Annotated in this window: 22 protein-coding genes; 13 read left to right on the forward strand and 9 right to left on the reverse strand. The window is 45.3% G+C overall.

Annotated features, from left to right (window positions below):
- The 3 genes from C0J08_RS20970 to C0J08_RS20980 form a co-directional block, all read right to left on the reverse strand.
- The coding region (locus tag C0J08_RS20970; protein WP_212653825.1) for a transposase at positions 1–229 on the reverse strand (229 nt) is incomplete at its 3' end.
- A gap of 84 nt (positions 230–313) precedes the next feature.
- On the reverse strand, positions 314–940 hold the full coding sequence (locus tag C0J08_RS20975; protein ID WP_249344412.1) for a recombinase family protein: 627 nt from the start codon (positions 938–940) through the stop codon (positions 314–316).
- 698 nt (positions 941–1,638) lie between these two features.
- Positions 1,639–2,544, reverse strand: a complete 906-nt coding sequence (locus tag C0J08_RS20980; RefSeq protein WP_086961197.1) for a LysR family transcriptional regulator — start codon at positions 2,542–2,544, stop codon at positions 1,639–1,641.
- A gap of 86 nt (positions 2,545–2,630) precedes the next feature.
- Between C0J08_RS20980 and C0J08_RS20985 the strand changes: the two genes are divergently transcribed.
- The 11 genes from C0J08_RS20985 (at position 2,631) to C0J08_RS21035 (ending at position 10,706) form a co-directional block, all read left to right on the forward strand.
- Complete coding sequence (locus C0J08_RS20985; RefSeq protein WP_212653826.1) at positions 2,631–3,725, forward strand: ABC transporter substrate-binding protein; 1,095 nt, start codon at positions 2,631–2,633, stop codon at positions 3,723–3,725.
- Complete coding sequence (locus C0J08_RS20990) at positions 3,722–4,780, forward strand: FecCD family ABC transporter permease (RefSeq protein WP_029388397.1); 1,059 nt, start codon at positions 3,722–3,724, stop codon at positions 4,778–4,780. Before C0J08_RS20985 ends, C0J08_RS20990 begins: the two co-directional genes overlap by 4 nt.
- A 2-nt stretch (positions 4,781–4,782) precedes the next feature.
- Complete coding sequence (locus C0J08_RS20995) at positions 4,783–5,607, forward strand: ABC transporter ATP-binding protein (protein WP_016239116.1); 825 nt, start codon at positions 4,783–4,785, stop codon at positions 5,605–5,607.
- Between the two features lie 112 nt (positions 5,608–5,719).
- Positions 5,720–6,115, forward strand: coding sequence for a hypothetical protein (locus tag C0J08_RS21000; RefSeq protein WP_226981137.1), 396 nt, complete (start codon positions 5,720–5,722; stop codon positions 6,113–6,115).
- A 12-nt stretch (positions 6,116–6,127) separates the two neighbouring features.
- Entirely contained in the window at positions 6,128–6,553 is a 426-nt protein-coding gene (gene phnG, locus C0J08_RS21005) for a phosphonate C-P lyase system protein PhnG (protein ID WP_021565143.1), read from the forward strand.
- Between the two features lie 4 nt (positions 6,554–6,557).
- Positions 6,558–7,115 (forward strand): phosphonate C-P lyase system protein PhnH, encoded by a 558-nt coding sequence (locus tag C0J08_RS21010; protein WP_029388398.1) that lies wholly within the window; start codon positions 6,558–6,560, stop codon positions 7,113–7,115.
- Positions 7,115–8,128, forward strand: coding sequence for a carbon-phosphorus lyase complex subunit PhnI (locus tag C0J08_RS21015; RefSeq protein ID WP_019282992.1), 1,014 nt, complete (start codon positions 7,115–7,117; stop codon positions 8,126–8,128). The genes C0J08_RS21010 and C0J08_RS21015 overlap by 1 nt, the downstream gene beginning before the upstream one ends.
- Positions 8,125–8,937 carry an alpha-D-ribose 1-methylphosphonate 5-phosphate C-P-lyase PhnJ gene (locus C0J08_RS21020; protein ID WP_212653827.1) on the forward strand — a complete coding sequence of 271 codons (813 nt, stop codon included), beginning with the start codon at positions 8,125–8,127 and terminating at the stop codon, positions 8,935–8,937. Before C0J08_RS21015 ends, C0J08_RS21020 begins: the two co-directional genes overlap by 4 nt.
- Positions 8,930–9,694 carry an ATP-binding cassette domain-containing protein gene (locus C0J08_RS21025; RefSeq protein WP_016239122.1) on the forward strand — a complete coding sequence of 255 codons (765 nt, stop codon included), beginning with the start codon at positions 8,930–8,932 and terminating at the stop codon, positions 9,692–9,694. The genes C0J08_RS21020 and C0J08_RS21025 overlap by 8 nt, the downstream gene beginning before the upstream one ends.
- A complete protein-coding gene (locus C0J08_RS21030) occupies positions 9,694–10,308 on the forward strand; it encodes an ATP-binding cassette domain-containing protein (protein WP_016239123.1) in 615 nt (204 codons plus the stop codon). The genes C0J08_RS21025 and C0J08_RS21030 overlap by 1 nt, the downstream gene beginning before the upstream one ends.
- A 38-nt stretch (positions 10,309–10,346) precedes the next feature.
- Positions 10,347–10,706, forward strand: a complete 360-nt coding sequence (locus tag C0J08_RS21035) for a hypothetical protein (RefSeq protein WP_212653828.1) — start codon at positions 10,347–10,349, stop codon at positions 10,704–10,706.
- A gap of 793 nt (positions 10,707–11,499) precedes the next feature.
- On the opposite strand, the gene C0J08_RS21040 is transcribed toward C0J08_RS21035, so the two are convergent.
- From C0J08_RS21040 to umuD, 4 genes are all read right to left on the reverse strand, one after another.
- Complete coding sequence (locus tag C0J08_RS21040) at positions 11,500–11,883, reverse strand: antitoxin Xre/MbcA/ParS toxin-binding domain-containing protein (RefSeq protein WP_212653829.1); 384 nt, start codon at positions 11,881–11,883, stop codon at positions 11,500–11,502.
- 86 nt (positions 11,884–11,969) lie between these two features.
- Complete coding sequence (locus C0J08_RS21045) at positions 11,970–12,227, reverse strand: type II toxin-antitoxin system Phd/YefM family antitoxin (RefSeq protein WP_212653830.1); 258 nt, start codon at positions 12,225–12,227, stop codon at positions 11,970–11,972.
- A 596-nt stretch (positions 12,228–12,823) separates the two neighbouring features.
- Complete coding sequence (umuC, locus tag C0J08_RS21050; protein ID WP_212653831.1) at positions 12,824–14,095, reverse strand: translesion error-prone DNA polymerase V subunit UmuC; 1,272 nt, start codon at positions 14,093–14,095, stop codon at positions 12,824–12,826.
- Positions 14,095–14,541 (reverse strand): translesion error-prone DNA polymerase V autoproteolytic subunit, encoded by a 447-nt coding sequence (gene umuD / locus C0J08_RS21055; RefSeq protein ID WP_212653832.1) that lies wholly within the window; start codon positions 14,539–14,541, stop codon positions 14,095–14,097. The genes umuC and umuD overlap by 1 nt, the downstream gene beginning before the upstream one ends.
- Positions 14,542–14,821: 280 nt before the next feature.
- Here umuD and C0J08_RS21060 point away from each other — a divergent pair, with 280 nt between their 5' ends.
- Together C0J08_RS21060 and C0J08_RS21065 are read left to right on the forward strand one after the other, a co-directional pair.
- Entirely contained in the window at positions 14,822–15,556 is a 735-nt protein-coding gene (locus C0J08_RS21060) for a hypothetical protein (protein WP_212653833.1), read from the forward strand.
- A gap of 58 nt (positions 15,557–15,614) precedes the next feature.
- The gene (locus C0J08_RS21065) at positions 15,615–15,851 is read left to right on the forward strand and encodes a hypothetical protein (RefSeq protein ID WP_212653834.1); all 237 of its coding nucleotides are present in this window, start codon (positions 15,615–15,617) and stop codon (positions 15,849–15,851) included.
- Positions 15,852–15,892: 41 nt separating this feature from the next.
- Here C0J08_RS21065 and C0J08_RS21070 read toward each other — a convergent pair whose 3' ends face one another.
- Together C0J08_RS21070 and C0J08_RS21075 are read right to left on the reverse strand one after the other, a co-directional pair.
- Positions 15,893–16,330, reverse strand: coding sequence for an MbcA/ParS/Xre antitoxin family protein (locus C0J08_RS21070; protein WP_212653835.1), 438 nt, complete (start codon positions 16,328–16,330; stop codon positions 15,893–15,895).
- 41 nt (positions 16,331–16,371) lie between these two features.
- On the reverse strand, positions 16,372–16,533 hold the full coding sequence (locus C0J08_RS21075) for a hypothetical protein (RefSeq protein WP_212653836.1): 162 nt from the start codon (positions 16,531–16,533) through the stop codon (positions 16,372–16,374).
- Positions 16,534–16,884 lie beyond the last annotated feature (351 nt).

The following is a 16,884-nucleotide window of genomic DNA, read 5'->3' on the forward strand; positions in this document are numbered from 1 at the left end:
CCATCGCTGGATCACTCATGTTGTACCAGTTCTGCATAAAGTGAATGCGCAGCATGGTAGCGAGAGGGTATGGACGCCGACCATTGCCAGCTTTTGGGTAAAACGGCTCAATCTGAGCTTCGAGCTGTAGCCATGGAATCAGCTCATTCATCCGACCAAGGAAGAGCTCTTTGCGAGTCTTGCGGCGTTTGCTGGTAAATTCGGTATCGGCGAAGGAAAGCTGATTCATGTCATTCGGTCTTGAGGTAATGGTCAGATCGGCATTGTCTCATATTGGGGACTTAATCGCAGTTTCCTTAACCCGTGCATTGGATTAGCTGGTTTTATCGTTTAGTTTTCTCTTTTCCTCCTGAATAGTGATCCGGTACACCGTGGAGCGATGGATACCAAATATCCGGGCGGCCTCTGTGGGTGTCTTGCCTGACGCTAGCAACTCCAAAAGGGCGGCTTTCTTGTCGTCTGTCATCTTCACTGGCGGCCCCATGTAAACGCCCCGTTTTCGCGCTTCCGCTCTACCTATGTCGGTGCGCTCCTTGATTAACGCCCTCTCAAACTCCGCTATGCCTGCAAATACGGTCAGAACCATTTTACCGGCTGGGGTCGTGGTGTCGGCCCACGGCTCCGCCAAACTCTTAAACCCTGCCCCGGCTTCATGTATCTGTTCCACTAACGTCAACAGGTCGCGGGTGCTGCGGGCCAGTCGATCCAGCCGGGTGACTATCACCACATCACCGGCCCGCAACTTGGCCAGCATCTTTTGCAGCTCTGGGCGGTTTTGGTGCCTTGCGGTGATCTTCTCGGCAAACACTTGGTTACAGCCTGCCGCTTCCAACTGTTCCACCTGCCCGCCGAAGTCTTGGGCCTTGGTGCTGACGCGGGCATATCCGAACGTCATACGCCCCGTGAACAGGTCGGGGGTGTCTGTATCTCTCATTTCCATCTGCTCACCTTGTTGCATTCTATGTTTTTTTAAATGGTTATGAAAGAATATAACTTATGGAACACATTTAAGCGACACTTTCCGGTAATTCCTCACTGTCTCATTAGTTAGGAGTTATGCGACACCGGGCAGCCCTGGGGGGCCGATTTAACGGAACCCTGGGGCCATCGGCTGGGGGGGTGATTATGCGTAGGTCTTAGAGGGGGGTCTGATTATGCGTAAGCCTGCCCGGCCTGCTGCCGGGCCTGGTGGGTCACTCGATCACGGCCAGCCAGTCGCACGGGTTGGCGGTTGTGGGCAGACAATAAAGTCTTAAACTGAACAAAATAGATCTAAACTATGACGATAAAGTCTTAAACTAGACAAAATAGTTGTAAACTGAAATCGGTCCAGTTATGCTGTGAAAAAGCATACTGGATTTTTTTTGTTGAGAATAAATTATAAATAGATTAGTTGCATTGGCACTTGCGCTATGTCGAATTCCTCCCGACGAGCGCAACTGGAAAAAAAATCAAGAGTGCTTTCAAAGCGACAGGAATTGCCTTTCCTTGCTTATCTGTTACAACGAGCGTCAAGCATGATGACGCTCGAAGGCTGATCCGAATGTTTGCAGACCACAAAATCAATGCGTAAGCGCACCTTGATGCACAATGCCTTTTTTCAGTAAAATCTTAAATACTCCTGCATCAGAAACATGCTTACCATGCTTCACTAAAAGCCTGAGAAATTTGACTCCCCATCATGTATGAGTGACGCCAAAAGCAACCTAATTCACGCTCTGCCGATAAAGCGGGAGGAAGCTCCATCACTGCTAAATGATCCGGTAAATGTACATCTCTTACCCAGCCATACGGCAATAATGCATGACCATAACCTGCGGCAACTAAAGCCATTCGATGCTCAACACCAAGGCCATATGTACGAGTCAAGCCGGAGCTTAATAATTTACTTAAGCCTTCAGTAATTAGCGATGGAACAAAATCATCCTCGCTAAGTGGTAGTAATCCAGGCTCACAGAGCATAAGAGGATGGAGTTCAGGCTGAAGTTTATCGGCTCGCACTAGTAAGACAAAGTGTTCCTTGAATAAGCTTGTATATGCCATCCCCTCAGGAACCGACTGTGCTGCACTAATTAGCAAATCAATTTCACGGTTCTGTAAACGCCGTAACAGACCTTGATGCTTGCCACTAACCAACTCGACTTTAGTTTTACCTGAACGGTGAGCACAAATCTGGATAATCCGTAACAAGTTATCCGGTGCCAGTGAGGAAATCACTCCAATACGTAAGGTTTGCCCAAAGGGAAGAGCTAAGCCATCATCACGTAACCCCTCAAGCCGAGTCACGCCTTCTAAAATTACGGCGATTAAGTCTAAAACTTCCTTTCCAAAGGCAGTGGGTGTTATTTTACTCCCCCTTTCAAAAATGGGCTGTCCGAGAATTTCCTCTACTTTTTTTACTTGATAAGACAAGCCCGAGGTCGAAATACCCATGTCTATGGCCGCATAACGAAAACTACGTTTCATTGCGACGGCCTCAACTAAAAGCAAGTCACGCACAGACACTGCTGCTAGCTTGTTCGAAATTACTTCACGCACCGTCATAAAACATTCGATTCCAATTGATGAAACACTGGCTATAATATTTTTAATCAAAATTATAGTCAATCTCATTCTCAATTGGAGGGGTTATGACCTCAATACCCCGTTGCTTTGCCGTGCTAGTAGCGACAACTTTGTTATCAGGTAACTTGTCAGCGCAAGAATTTAACTTTACTGATGTAACCGGACAGGAAATTAAGTTAGAAGCCCCTCCTGGACGTATCATTACTCTGCCCAAACCAGCTGCAGCTACCTTCATCGCAATAGATGGTTCTACCGAGCTGTTAGTGGGTATGAATGAGGGCTCTAAACGAGCCTTTGAGAGCGGTATGATGAGCGTTATGTTTCCTGAAGCTGTTGATATCTCCAGTGACATTTTGTCGGAAAACGGTGGTTGGATGCCCAACGTAGAGGCCATCGCAGCACTTAAACCGGATTTAGTCATCCAGTGGGGTGAGCGCGGCGATGATATCGTAGCTCCACTTCGCAATGCAGGTTTGCCCGTTGCTCTAATGGTAGGCGGTGGCAATGCGGGTACAGAAGAGCAGGCCCGAGCCAATATCAAAATGGTGGCTTATATCACGGGTAATACTGAAAAACTGTCAAAGCTTATTGATTGGCGTGACCGTGTACAAAGTGAAATTACTACTGGTTTAAAACAAGTAGGCTCTCATGCAACACCAAGCATTTTGCATTTGCGCTCTGCCAAATCCAGGTTGACTGCTACTGGTGAGAAAAGTTATCAACAGACCTTCATCGAGCTGGTTGGCGCTAAAAATGTAGCTCAAGGAGCTGGCGTACAAAGCACTGTTAGCGTGGAACAGATTCTTGAATGGAACCCAGATATTATCTTACTTTCCGCAGCAGAGACGGATGCTGGATTAGAAGTGATATACGACGACCCATTACTTTCTCGCTTAAATGCCGCCGTACAAAAACGCGTTTATAAGACACCTCAAGGTGGATATATCTGGGATAGTGCTTCCCATGAAAGCCCCTACACATGGATGTGGCTGGCCAATCTTACTCATCCCGATATTTTCTCTTTTGATCTACGTCACGAATTAAAAGAAGGCTTCAAATTACTTTATAACTTTGACCTATCGGATGAGCAGATAGATCGAATTCTGCGTATTGCTATGAACGGCGACAGTCACGGTTATCAAGAGTTTCGTAAACAATGAACACATATACGCGATCGATTCACTCGTCCTCAGAAATGGTTGAGCCAGTTACCCTGAGCACTTGGCGTGCTAGTCATTGGCCTCTTTTGTCCCTACTGCTTATAGCGACTGTGCTAATCGGGCTATCAGTAGGTCGATACAGCGTAGCGCTAGATGAGATTGTAGCCATCCTATATGCAGCCTTACGAGGTGATAACTCACAGCATATGGATGCGTTGGTGATCTTGAATGTACGCTTGCCGCGCATATTATTGGCAGGAGTATGTGGGGCTGGGCTTGCCATCTGCGGGGTAGCCTTACAAACCTTATTTCGTAACCCTCTCGTTTCACCTAAAGTGCTAGGTTTATCCTCAGGTTCAGCATTAGGAGGATCACTGGCAATTTTGGCTGGAGTAGGGGGGCCGCTACTGATGGGGGCTACGTTTGTATCAGCATTTGCTGCTCTGTTTTTAGTAGTGCTGATTTCAAATATGGCGGGTCGTACTTTGATGACTATTGTGCTTGCTGGAATTGTTATTGATGCTTTATTTGCAGCAGGTATTTCGTTAGTTCAATATGCCGCGGATCCAGAAACGAGTTTACCTGCCATCGTCTTTTGGCTGATGGGAAGCTTTGCAACGGCGAGTTGGGAAAAATTTGCACAAACTGCTCCTATACTCATTGCCAGCATTTACCTACTGAATAGAATGCGCTATCGCATTGCTGTACTCGCTATGGGTGACGACGAAGCTAAGTCGTTTGGCATCCATGTTGCACGCTCCCGGATGGTCGTCTTCGCGTTGATTTCTATCATTATCGGCGCCTGCGTAACCGCATCGGGCGTAGTGGGGTGGGTAGGACTCGTAATCCCACACTTTGCTCGTATGTTAGTAGGCGAAGATCACCGCCGGCTCTATTTCACGAGTCTTATGCTGGGTGCCACTTTCATGATTTTGACTGATACGTTGGCTCGTAGTTTAACTGCTGCAGAGATTCCTTTAGGCGTACTCACAGCTCTAGTTGGCGCCCCCGTCTTTGTGTACTTACTATGCACTCGTCGACGTGAAAGGGCTTAATCATGCAAACCGTCTTTACCTCTCATCTCAGTTTAACTGGAGCGTGCGTACGTTTTAGTGAACGTGTGATTTTTCAGGATTTAAGTTTTAACGTACAAAAGGGCGAAACGTTGGCCATTTTGGGCCCAAACGGACGCGGTAAGACTACGTTGCTAAAAGCTCTATTAGGCTCACAACGTTTAGATCAAGGACAACGGCAGGTACCCCACCTCATCGGCTATGTACCTCAATACCAATACGGTAGTGAAAACCATTGTTGCCTCGATGTGGTACTCATGGCACGAGCCGCCTTGCTTCCCATGTTCAGCCTTCCTTCACAGCGGGATCGTAAGCTAGCTCTTGAAGCATTGGAAAAAGTAGGCGGAGGGCATTTTGCTTATCGTTTATATGGCTCTCTATCCGGCGGCGAGCGCCAATTAGTGTTGCTTGCTCGTGCTTTAGCTACTGGTGCTGAGGTACTCATACTTGATGAGCCGGCTTCAGCTTTAGATTTAGCTAATCAGGACTTATTGCTTAACGTCTTATTCGAGTTACGCCGAGTACGTAGCCATTCGGTCGTTTTTACCACTCACCATCCGCAACACGCTCTGCATCTCGCAGACAAAGTACTGCTGATGCACACCAACGATCAGATTAAATTTGGTCCAGCTGATGAGCTGTTAACCGAGTCTGAGTTATCCCGTTTATACAACGTCAGACTACGCCGTCTAATGGTGCAAACGGGAGAACATTTTCAAAGCACAATCTGCCCGGTTTTTGGAATACGTGAACCGGATCAAGATATGCCCATTTCTTATCCTCTAAACAAAGGTAAATACAATGAGTAACGATACAATCTCCTATCTGGAAAATGGACATGAATTTACAGTCCACTTTGATGAGTTATTAAAATACCACGGTGCCGGTTATCCGGGTGGTGTAGCCCACGGGCTAAAAGTTATGCAGCGAGCCTGGCCCTTGCTAGATAATGGTCGTTTGCCTGAACGACGTGAAATTCGCTGTGTCACAGCCTTTGGAGGCCCAGGGGGTAGAGATGCGATTGAGTTTGTTACCCGCGGTCTTACTGAGGGTCGCTACATTGTTGATAACTCAGTAGGGCTCGAAGAAGAAGAGTCCCCCGGTGGTCGTTATTACTTCCGTTTCGAGTACCGTGGCACCGCTGTTGAAATCACCATCCGTCCCGGACACGTACGCCCCGAGTTCATTCAGTTAGCACGCAAGAAAGACCGCTCACCAGAAGAAGAGATCATTTTGGCTGAAATGAAGCTCGAAATGGGAGAACGCTTGTTAGTCCAGCCCGCAGAAGATATTTACAACGCTACCGTATTATCGTAATAAGTCATAGCCATGAATCAAGAACGCCAAACTTGGCTCGGGCTACTTGCCCGAGCTAACCGAGATTATCTGGAAAATATCTGGGCTACTTACAATCCGGGTGTGCCTATACAAAAACTCGCTGGCCCTGAAACGGGGTTGGTGCAGCTCAATACACAAGCTTGTAAGGCCTCAGTGTCATTTCAGTTTGGTGAGGCTTCTTGTACTCGCTGCGTAATCGCTATTGGGAAAATTCAAGGTTACGCAGTACATTTGGGCTCCGATCTACGCAAAGCGGAGTTAGCGGCCTATCTAGACGCCTTTCTACAAACGGCCCCCTCCCACCAACGTGAGCTGGTGCTGCACCCTATACGCCAACAGTTAGAGCTAAAAAAGGCTGAGAGGGAGCAGCTGACGGCTGCTACTTCTGTACGTTTCTACACCACACAAAAAACTTAGAATCATGAAAATACCTTTACGATCTGAGCACAGACATGACGATGAGTTACATCGGCAGACGCGTACTTATCGGCGACTACTGCATGCCTTTGGTTACCCAATGCGCATACAGCAACTAGAAGAGCGTGCTATTCATTGCATCGTTGACTGCCTTCTAGACAGCCAAACGACGGTAGCTATTGAGGTGGAAAATAAGGAATTAACAAGCCGTATTTTGAATACAGGCGTAATCTTGAGCCAAACTCCCGAATGGGTTTTTGCAGGTTCTCAACGGCATCACTTACAACATATTCCAGCAGGAAGCCGTGAGGCGCCTGAAAGTGGGGCAACCCTTGTCATGGAAATAGCCGCCATATCACCTACAAACGGGGGGCTTGCTATACGAGCCACCGGTGCAGGACTCAACAAACCACACACTTTATATTTTTCAGGGTTACATCAAAATGTAGTCATTGATCATATTGCTTTTCGTGCCGATTACCCGCGTGGAGTGGACCTACTACTATGCGCTGACACGCAGCTGGTTGTATTACCACGTCACTTAACTTTGGAGATCATTTAATGTACGTACCAGTAAAGGGTGGTGAACAAGCAATTGCTGCTTCCCGTATAGCCGTAGAACGGAGTCGCCGAGGCGACGACACAATCCCCGAGATTGAAATTAATCAAATCATGGCACAAATGTCGTTAGCTCTTGATCGGATCATGAGTGAGGGGGGCTTATACGATCGACGTTTTGCTGCTATTGCCTTTAAGCAAGCTCAGGGAGACATTGCCGAAGCGGTATTTCTCGTACGTGCTCATCGCGCGCAATTAGCCAATTTTGGCTCAAGCCAAAACATAGATCTAAAAACAATGCATTACAGTCGCCACATTTCCGCCACGCAAAAAGAGTTGGCTGGAGGGCAAATTTTAGGCGCCACTTACGACTACACCCACCGCTTACTGAATATGGATTTAGAACACTCTCGCCCTCAGTGCGAGTTACCTAAATCAGTGATAACAGCTCCCTCATCGCCCTCTAGCTCTGAGCCACTGTACGCAGATCTTATCCGCACCGAAATATCTAAAGCTCCGATAGACATTACGCGAACTGTTTTGCCTTCTTTACCTGATCCTTGCGAGCGTCTCGCTCATCTCGCTCGTGGCGAAGAAGGCTACTTAACTGGATTAGCTTACGAGAGTTTGCGTAAAGCCTCAACGAGTCATCCCTATGTAGCGCAATTAATGAGAGGGAGCGTTGAAATATTCGTAGAGCTGGAAGACCTCAATTTAACCGTATCCATTGGTGAGGTTGAGTTAACTGCCTGCACTACTGTGGCTCCAAGTTTTAGCTCATCTCCACATTTAGAAGCGGGTTTTGGTATTGCTTTTGGAGCTAACGAGCGTAAAGCCGTCGCCATGGCAATCGTAGATCAGCACTTTAAAATTGAGGGTGCTACCAGTGATGCACTCATGCATACCGACGGAGTCGCTGCATCCGGCTATGTCAGCCATTTGAAATTACCTCATTACTCTGACTTTGATGCTGATTTAGCGCGTTTACGCCGAGTTCAGGCTAAGGAGGAAATATGAATTATGCCTACCTTGATCTACCGTCCAAACAAGAAATACGTCGTAAAACCCTAAAAGCACTCTGTCTACCTGGACGTCAAATACCTTTCTCAGCTCCTGAGCTACCCATTGCCTATGGTTGGGGGGTAGGAGGCATGGCTATTACCGCTGCCTTATTAGAACCGAATGACACGTTAAAGGTAGTCGATCATGGTTCGGATGATACCGTTAATGCCCTGAATATCGGGGATTTTTTTACTAAAACGGCAAACATATCAATTACGACAACAAGCTCAAAGGCTACTCTCATTCAAACGCGTCAGCGAGTCCCTGAAAGCCCGTTGCGGGAAGAGCAAATTGTGGTGTACCAAGTTCCTCGACCTGACCCTCTACGTGGATTTATTAATGATGCGGCCGAAGCACTGACACGGCACGCACATCATGATTACGGTGTCGTGTTAAGCGCTCTATTTGAAACATGGTTGCAACAAGATGAGGCGTGCTTAGGATACGACCACCCTGTGATTGTTAATGATGGGGTCTTAATGTCACCGTCGCCTATTCCTGCTATGGATAACCCCCGCATGGCGATGATGCCTGCTATTCAGATTTTTGGCGCCGCACGCGAGCGACGAATTTATGCATTGCCTGCCTATACACCCTTAGCAAACTTAGCTTTTGTTGACCTGCCTGCTAGCCTGAAAAAAGTCGATATAGCATGTTGTATCTGCGGCTCATCTATTCATTATTTGGATAATATTGGTACGTCAAACACCCCCCATTGGGTATGTTCCGACTCCGAAGCATGCAAGGAGCGCGCTCATGTTTAGCTTGCCAGATCCCGTGCTGACAGCACAGGCTATCTCACTTGAAATAGCTGGGCACCGTATTTTGTCGGATTGTCACCTCAAGCTTTATCCTTCCGAGGTTCTCGCTTTAGTCGGCCCCTCAGGTGCTGGAAAATCAAGTCTTCTGAATATACTTGCTGGACGACAGCTATCTAACAACTGTCAGGCTCTTTCCCTTTTAGGCCAGGATTTACTACGTACCAGTCTTTATCAAACTAACCTTTTACGTCGGCGGGCGTGTGGCTATGTGGCTCAGGATGCCAGCACAACCCTAAACCTGAGACAAAGTGCCGCCACTAATATCGTACGTCGTCTTTTTGATTTAGGTGACAACCGTGCGGTTGATGCACTCAAACAAGCACAAAAATGGGGCCAGCGACTTGGTTTATGTCCAGAACGATTACATGAGCCAGTGAAGAACTTTTCGGGAGGGATGCGCCAACGCGTACAAATCGCTGCGGCCATGATCCATCAGCCGAGCATTTTATTTTTAGATGAACCCACTGCTGGTCTCGACTCAGTCGCTCAAGCAGATTTTTTAGATGTGCTCTCTAATTTGAGAAACCAAACACAGACTGCCATGGTGTTTGTGACTCATGACTTACGTCTAGCTCGACTCATTGCTGATCGGGCCATCGTGATGGATCAAGGCCGCATCGTCAGCGAATCCATTATGGATCGTTTGCTTACTGAGCCTGAGCATCTCATCGCCCAAGCTCTTGTTAAGGCAATGATTTAATGAATAAACCAACTGTGATTTTGCAGTATGAAGGCAATGGCATACATCATGGGCCACTTCGCATAACGGCACAAACAGGGCAGATAGTACAGATCTGGGGAGCGTCAGGCTCAGGAAAATCGACTTTGCTCTCACGAATTTGGGGAAGTCGAAGCTTAGGAACGGCACACTTGTGCATACGAACCCACGATCAGCAGTTCACACCAAGCACAATGACACCCGCCCACTTTGCATTTCTACGCTCACGATTAATGTCGTACGTAGGGCAACATCCTACCGTACTACCTCGCGAAAAACTTGTGGATTGGTTTGCTCTAGTCCCCACAAAGACAGTACTCGACGGACTAAGACTGCTGGACCTCTCTCCTAGCTTACTCTCTCGCTATGCCTGTGATGTCTCTGGTGGTGAACTACAGCGTTTTATGTTGCTTCACGCTTATTTTTCTTCTCCTCCAATCTTACTTTTAGATGAGCCCTGTACAGGATTGGATCCAGAGCGTAGTCATCAGGTGAGCACGCTTTTATTACAGGCTAAAGCCGCTCAGAAACTGGTTATTTACACCAGTCATACGAGTGCCAGTTGGGTGGATCAGTCAATCTCTTTAGACGGTTAAACCGTCTACATTTAATTTAACCTGGAAAAGTACTCATAATGAAAAAAATTTTATTGGGATCTGCGTTGAGTGTAGGTTGCCTAAACTTCGTTCATGCCCATGCGGTCGGCCACGTCATAGATGGAACTGCGGAAGGTGGTAGGCCGTCCGCCACGCTGGTAAACCGTGCGGCTGGTACTGCTTACCTCCATTTCCTCGCGTTCCTCTGGTTCGTGCTGTCCTTCTCCCTGGTAACTGGCCAGCAAGTCGGCCTGTGCTTCCAGTCCGTGCAGCTCGGCACGGGTGCGGTGCATTTGGCTGGAAAGCTCGGCGGCCTTGTCCTGGTCGCCCTGCTGTTCGGCCTGGGCTTTCTCGCTGTCCAGTTTGGCCAGCTTCTCGCGTTCTTTGTGAGACTGTAAAGTCACTTATAGAGTGGGTTCAGGAGTTGGGCAGATTCCCCCCGTTTGAGTTCTAGCTAGTAATAGAGCCGGTCTTAGTGCCGGCTTTAAATTTGAAAGGCATGTTAGTATCACGGTGATATATCACCGTGATACCAACTAACCCATATATATCCCTTTTAACTCCTTTTGTACAAAAATACATTTGTACAAATGTACATTTGAGATATAATTCAAAGTGTAGAAGGGCTTTATGGAGTTAGGGGTTCCTGGCAATACCGCTTCATTTTTAAGCTACCAGTAACGAGTCAGGCTAGTTACTGTCCTTAGTTAGGTCATCCTGTGATGACCGCCTTGAACCCTAGTGCTAAAAGGTTGCCACGAACTAAATTATTTTTAAAAGAGCATACGACTTATGCTCTTTTTTTTCGTCTATATGGTGGCTATAACAGTACCAGGATGAGAAAAGCGACTGTAGGCCGTTATGATGTTGTAATGCTGGTTTGCCCCTACGCCATTCAAAGATAAGACTATTATCCCAGTAGAGCTTTCTATAACCAAAGGTTTATCAGGAGCTTTTCTATAGTCTGCTAGTATTTCAGCCCCAGGACTGATGTCATTGCACGGTATGAGGATAAGGCAGCAGAGTTTGATGATTTCAATAAACGACAGACTGCTATCAATTTAACGACGGCAACACTAACAGTCTTGATGGATCAGAGCCTAAACAATACTAATCACGTCTTAGTTCATTACAATCAAAAAAAACCAACGTGTAATTATGTGCAGTTTATCTGATCACTACACAGCTGATTTAAACAACAACCCCGTGGCTAATCTGCCCTATAAGATCTCTTACTCTATTTATTCCTTCTTTAGTAGCCATAATCGACTCTGGTGACTTACCACCTAACGCTAGTGCAGGTGCTTTAATCCATGATTTCCATTTGTCTTCGTCACCAAACAGCTCTAGACCCAATTGATGAACTCTTTCATTCAACTCTCTCATTTCAGATGCATCAACTAATTCTAGAATTGCCGCGTATGTGTCAGCGGGAATACAGTAAAATACGGGATTACCATCCTTCATAATAGCAACTGGACTACCTTTTGAATCATTCAAAACACGATCAAGACTGCTCTCAATATCATGAATATCGATGCATTTTTCGGCATAATTTTTTCGTTTAGTGCTCATATCTCTTCCCTAACATGACTGATAAGTACAATGATGATTAACTGTCTAGGAAACTGGGTCCATACCAGCTATCAGGAAAAATGAACCTATAGTCCATTTATTATCTGCTGCATATGGTCATTCACAGAGCTTTCACAATAACGTCCAGCCTCAATATCAGCCCTAGCTTCTAGTAAGGCAATCTCAAGCTCATACTCTCTGAACTTAGAGTATTTATGCAAATCCATCACGACATATGTATCTCTACCTCGGACAGAGATAATAACTTCTTCATCTTCTAACAAACCGGCCTCAATTGCAGACACACCCTTAGTTTTTAAATCATTAGCAGTAACAACACTCATAAGCTCACCTCTTTTTTCCTTTTAATAGTACTATTAAAAGTACGATCTGGACTTCCCAGACACTTGTGGTCTGTATGAATATCTAAAAAACCACAAAAAATGATTCATCACTCTTCTAATACACCAATTATATGCAATTATATTTTTTCTTATAAATTATATGTTTTCTTATAATTGGCCACTTTCCTCTAGAGGTATGACATAAAACAACAAAGCTTCATCTTCTAAAAATTAATAATGCAATTGATTTTTAAGGTTTTTTATTGAAACTGAGTTGTGGGTTCTTATAGCAACCCAATGCTTTTAGCATAAAACTATTTATGCTCAATCAAGTATTCAAGCATATTTGAAGTAGTTGCTGCCAATGAGGAGGAAGCACTGAGCCTAAAGGCTCAAGCAGAGATTCCAAGTTGAAACCGTAATACCATCTAGCATAACTCTTGCGTGTCCATCAGATAAGTCCCAACGCTCCTGTGGACATTGTTCCAATAGCTATAAGTCAACCGTTGCGATTATCTTGTCTGCTGGCACTTTACTGGCATAATCTTTGGCTCCTTCATCGTTCATTGAACACCTCGCCATCACTATTGTTTGAATCAATACACTTTGGGTAACTCATCCCACCTGGTCGTATAGGCTGGCGATAGGTGTTCGCGTTTCATTGACCATTGAGGTGACACGCCTTGCGAGGCGAAGAAGACGTTGCCTAGGCCGCTGTGATTGATTTTGTCCACGACGTTCATTAGGGCTTTTGAGTTGATTTTTGTATTGTCGGCTCGGAATAAATCTTGTTGGAATGCACCATGTTCGTAGAAATCGGCGAGCATTACACCGCCTTTGGCGTAGCGATAACCTGCACGATAGATGCGACGAAACAGCACGTCGGCCACTTCTAATAAGTCTCGCGTGTCGTCAGTTGGGTTGGGGAGTTCTGCAGACAGGGTTTTCGAATATTGCGGTTCGTTTGGAATAAAGGGACTGGTGCGAAGGAACACACTCACCACGCGGCAAAGGCGTTTTTCACCGCGTAGTTTCTCGGCAGCTCTGGTTGTGTACTTAGCGATCGCTTCCCGTAGTTCTTGTTTGTCTGTCACCTTATGACCAAATGACCGACTGCAAATGATTTGCTGTTTAGTTGGCCTGACTAATTCCAAATCCAAACACGACACCCCATTCAACTCTCGAATAGTTCGCTCCAACACCACAGAAAACTCACTTCGAATCGATTTAGGGTCAGCATTCGCCAGATCCAACGCTGTGTTGATTCCCCTCGCCTTTAGCTTTGCCGTGGTACGACGGCCAACACCCCATACGTCACTCACATCCAACAAAGCCAACAAGCGCTTTTGTCTGTCTGGGTCCATCAAATCTACCACCGAACCAGTGGCTGGGTATTTCTTCGCCGCATGGTTGGCCAATTTCGCTAGCGTCTTGGTGGGCGCGATGCCCACGCCTACCGTAATGCCCGTCCATTGATCGACCTTGGCCTTTACTCGTTTGCCAAACGCTAGCAAATCCGTCACGTGATCAACACCGGTTAAATCCATAAAGGCTTCATCAATGGAATACACTTCCAGCCGTGGCGCTTCCTCTTCTAAGATGGTCATCACCCGATTCGACAAATCCGCATACAGCGCATAGTTCGACGAAAAGCAGACAATGCCGTGCTTTTTTATCTCGTCCTGAACCTGAAACATCGGCACGCCCATCTTAATCCCCAGCTCCTTTACCTCTTTAGAACGCGCGACAATACAACCATCGTTATTCGACAACACCGCAACAGGCGTGTGTTTCAAATCTGGCCGAAACAGCTTCTCGCAGCTGGCGTAGAAATTATTGCAATCGACCAAGGCAAAGACCGTCTTCATCAACCGCGCTCGTACTTACGAACCACACCCGTTACCACGCCGAAGATTTCCAGCTCAGACTCTTCGGTAATATGAATGGCTTTGTAGGCTTTGTTCTTCGGACGAAGTAACACATTAGGTTGAAGCTCCAATGTCTTCACCGTCATTTCCCCATGAATACAGGCAATCACAATATCCCCATGACGCGCGGTTAATGAACGATCCACCACCAACACATCACCCGAATGAATGCCTACATCGATCATCGAATCTCCCTGAGCACGGACGTAAAACGTCGCGTTCGGGTGAGCGACACAGAACTCATTTAAGTCTAAAGATTTTTCAACAAAGTCCTGAGCGGGCGAAGGAAAACCCGCCGATACCGAATCCACATACAAAGGGATTCGCACACTATTGGCCGCGATAAACGCCGCCGACTCAGACACACCAAGATAAGTCACACGCATGATCAACACCAAAATACTGTATGTATATACAGTATAGTTTTAAGCAACGCGAATGACCAAGTGAATTTTTGCAGAAGATCGAGCTTTAGGCTTTTACACTAAGAATTATACACGGAGGGAGGATGTTCAAAGGCAACAGTCAATATTTGCATCTGACACTAATTACTTGCTAATTACTTTCTACTCGACACTCCTTATTGTAGAAACTTTAGTTGTTTGGAATACTCGCTCACTGGCAGTATACTGACGAGAATATAAAGTTAGTAACAGGAAGATTTTAGTGGCCAAGCTCATGAGCAACTCAGCATACCGCCTTCATCAGATACTAAAAAAAGGGATGGAGCATGGTAACAACGAAAAGACTAAAGACGTTTGGAAATCAATACTTGGAATCGATGATGACTTTAATATTTTCAGCAAAATATGTGCAGTTCAATCATTAATTGATGAGACTGTTCGTACTTTTGAAATTCACGACCCTGAAAATTATAAAGAGTATCTCGCTTGGCTTCCTCAGATTGAAAATGCATTCAATAAGCAGGATCTTTCTGGTAATTGGCAAACATTCAGAAGCGCAGTAAGCTCCTCAACACTATCTATGCTGTTTACTTCAGCAAGCGCATTAAATGGCTTCACTGGATATACTAAAGTATCAAATGAGGATTTATCATTACTACGTGAGAAAACAAATAAACTAATGGATGAAATAAAACTGTCTGACTTAGACAATGATGTTCAATTATTTATTCTGAATCATTTGTATTCTATTTTAAAAGCTCTCGATGATTATCAAATAAAAGGACCAGACTACCTTATCGAAAAAATCGAAAGGGCTACCGGAAGCACAACCCTAAAGCTTCACAAAGAAAAAATACCAAAGGAAAACCTAAAATCTTTTATGAATTACCTCATAAATACTGCAACGATTGTCGGCCTTTGTAATGGTTTAAGTGATTTCGCGGGATTAGAAAGTCCTACTGAGTTATTAAAACTAGCATTCGACCAAGAGACATAAATCAACACTTGGGTCCTTAGTTTTAGCGAACTCAAATACAACCTCATAAATGCTTTACATGAATCAATTTACATTCCCCCTACCAGCTTCGGCGTTCGATGGTTTGGTCGACCCATGCGGGGTTGGTTTGGATCATGTTCATGATGTCGGCGGCGGGTACGACGGCGATGCTTTCTGTTATGCCAAGGATTTGGCGATGTCGTTGATGAGTTTAAGCTTTTCATCGTCTTGTATGGTGGCCGGTAAGCTTTGTTGGATGGTTTCTAGGGGTGAGCTTGGACAAATTGCAAATTAAACGTGGGAGAAATAGGCATTTTTGATGAGACAATCGCTTCATTACACATACTCCCCAAATTCCATTCTTCGAAGTACTTGCCGCACAACTTCACGGCCAGCGTGTAAATCGAGCATGTTAACGGGAATCTCCCCTCCAAGGGCAGGAATAGACGAACGCATCCATTCTTTTGCCAAATCTAATGATCCATAAATTTTTGCAGCCTGAATATAAACTCGTAGCAGGTCAATCAGATTATCTGTCTCAGCAGAAGATAAGCGTTTGGTTTGATAACTCTTACTAAGATTTGAAGTGGTACCGATTGACCGAGCAATCAACTCTTTTTCCCCTATCAAATCAGTAATCGCCTTCAATCGATCACCACTAACTCTCGATCGAACAATCGAAAAATACCCAATTGGCGACATAATATCTACATCGGGAAATAGATCGTTGATAGAATCAAGAGAAAATCTTTTTACGCCTCTAAGCGATTTCATGGGCCATCCGCTATTTCTGCTATCATGTTGAAGGCCATAGCCTACTGGCTATTATTCAATTGAGCTTCCAAAAAGTCTTGCAGCTCTTCAATTCTTTCTGCTATCAGATGCTGCTCCTCAAAAGGGATTTTAGAAAGATCCTCAAAGGTAATCGATTTAACAGCAAGAAGAAGCTTTAGACAAAAGTAATTATGAGTAGTCATTTTTTCAATCCTTGAATAAATTCTAAACAATGGCAATCGCCCATCCATAGGCGGCATCTACCTTTTAGGTAGGTTTATATTAAATGTTGTAGAACCCTAACTCCAGCCCTTATCTCAGTATCCTATACGGCGGGCACTACAAATAATTTTTAAAAATAGTCTTAACTTTCAATAATGTAGAACAATTTTATAAAAAAATCTAATTTCTTTGATTGTTTCTAGATGTTTAACCTTAACGGGTGTCTAGTAAATAAAGCTGGGGAAGTCCACAGAACACGAATGGTAGTATCGACTGATGTTTCGATATAAATAACTAATGAATTGTCATTTTCTTGATGGTAACTTACATCA

The sequence above is a fragment of the Marinomonas sp. CT5 genome (assembly GCF_018336975.1).
Lineage (GTDB): Bacteria > Pseudomonadota > Gammaproteobacteria > Pseudomonadales > Marinomonadaceae > Marinomonas.

Coding starts and splice junctions, on each gene's coding strand:
- phnG (WP_021565143.1), top strand. CDS start 6,128: ATGAATCAAGAACGCCAAACTTGGCTCGGGCTACTTGCCCGAGCTAAC.
- C0J08_RS21075 (WP_212653836.1), bottom strand. CDS start 16,533: ATGACTACTCATAATTACTTTTGTCTAAAGCTTCTTCTTGCTGTTAAA.
- C0J08_RS20990 (WP_029388397.1), top strand. CDS start 3,722: ATGAACACATATACGCGATCGATTCACTCGTCCTCAGAAATGGTTGAG.
- C0J08_RS21065 (WP_212653834.1), top strand. CDS start 15,615: ATGAATCAATTTACATTCCCCCTACCAGCTTCGGCGTTCGATGGTTTG.
- C0J08_RS20995 (WP_016239116.1), top strand. CDS start 4,783: ATGCAAACCGTCTTTACCTCTCATCTCAGTTTAACTGGAGCGTGCGTA.
- C0J08_RS21015 (WP_019282992.1), top strand. CDS start 7,115: ATGTACGTACCAGTAAAGGGTGGTGAACAAGCAATTGCTGCTTCCCGT.
- umuC (WP_212653831.1), bottom strand. CDS start 14,095: ATGAAGACGGTCTTTGCCTTGGTCGATTGCAATAATTTCTACGCCAGC.
- C0J08_RS20975 (WP_249344412.1), bottom strand. CDS start 940: ATGGAAATGAGAGATACAGACACCCCCGACCTGTTCACGGGGCGTATG.
- C0J08_RS21020 (WP_212653827.1), top strand. CDS start 8,125: ATGAATTATGCCTACCTTGATCTACCGTCCAAACAAGAAATACGTCGT.
- C0J08_RS21070 (WP_212653835.1), bottom strand. CDS start 16,330: ATGAAATCGCTTAGAGGCGTAAAAAGATTTTCTCTTGATTCTATCAAC.
- C0J08_RS20980 (WP_086961197.1), bottom strand. CDS start 2,544: ATGACGGTGCGTGAAGTAATTTCGAACAAGCTAGCAGCAGTGTCTGTG.
- C0J08_RS20985 (WP_212653826.1), top strand. CDS start 2,631: ATGACCTCAATACCCCGTTGCTTTGCCGTGCTAGTAGCGACAACTTTG.
- C0J08_RS21025 (WP_016239122.1), top strand. CDS start 8,930: ATGTTTAGCTTGCCAGATCCCGTGCTGACAGCACAGGCTATCTCACTT.
- C0J08_RS21040 (WP_212653829.1), bottom strand. CDS start 11,883: ATGAGCACTAAACGAAAAAATTATGCCGAAAAATGCATCGATATTCAT.
- C0J08_RS21010 (WP_029388398.1), top strand. CDS start 6,558: ATGAAAATACCTTTACGATCTGAGCACAGACATGACGATGAGTTACAT.
- C0J08_RS21000 (WP_226981137.1), top strand. CDS start 5,720: ATGCAGCGAGCCTGGCCCTTGCTAGATAATGGTCGTTTGCCTGAACGA.
- C0J08_RS21030 (WP_016239123.1), top strand. CDS start 9,694: ATGAATAAACCAACTGTGATTTTGCAGTATGAAGGCAATGGCATACAT.
- C0J08_RS21035 (WP_212653828.1), top strand. CDS start 10,347: ATGAAAAAAATTTTATTGGGATCTGCGTTGAGTGTAGGTTGCCTAAAC.
- umuD (WP_212653832.1), bottom strand. CDS start 14,541: ATGCGTGTGACTTATCTTGGTGTGTCTGAGTCGGCGGCGTTTATCGCG.
- C0J08_RS21045 (WP_212653830.1), bottom strand. CDS start 12,227: ATGAGTGTTGTTACTGCTAATGATTTAAAAACTAAGGGTGTGTCTGCA.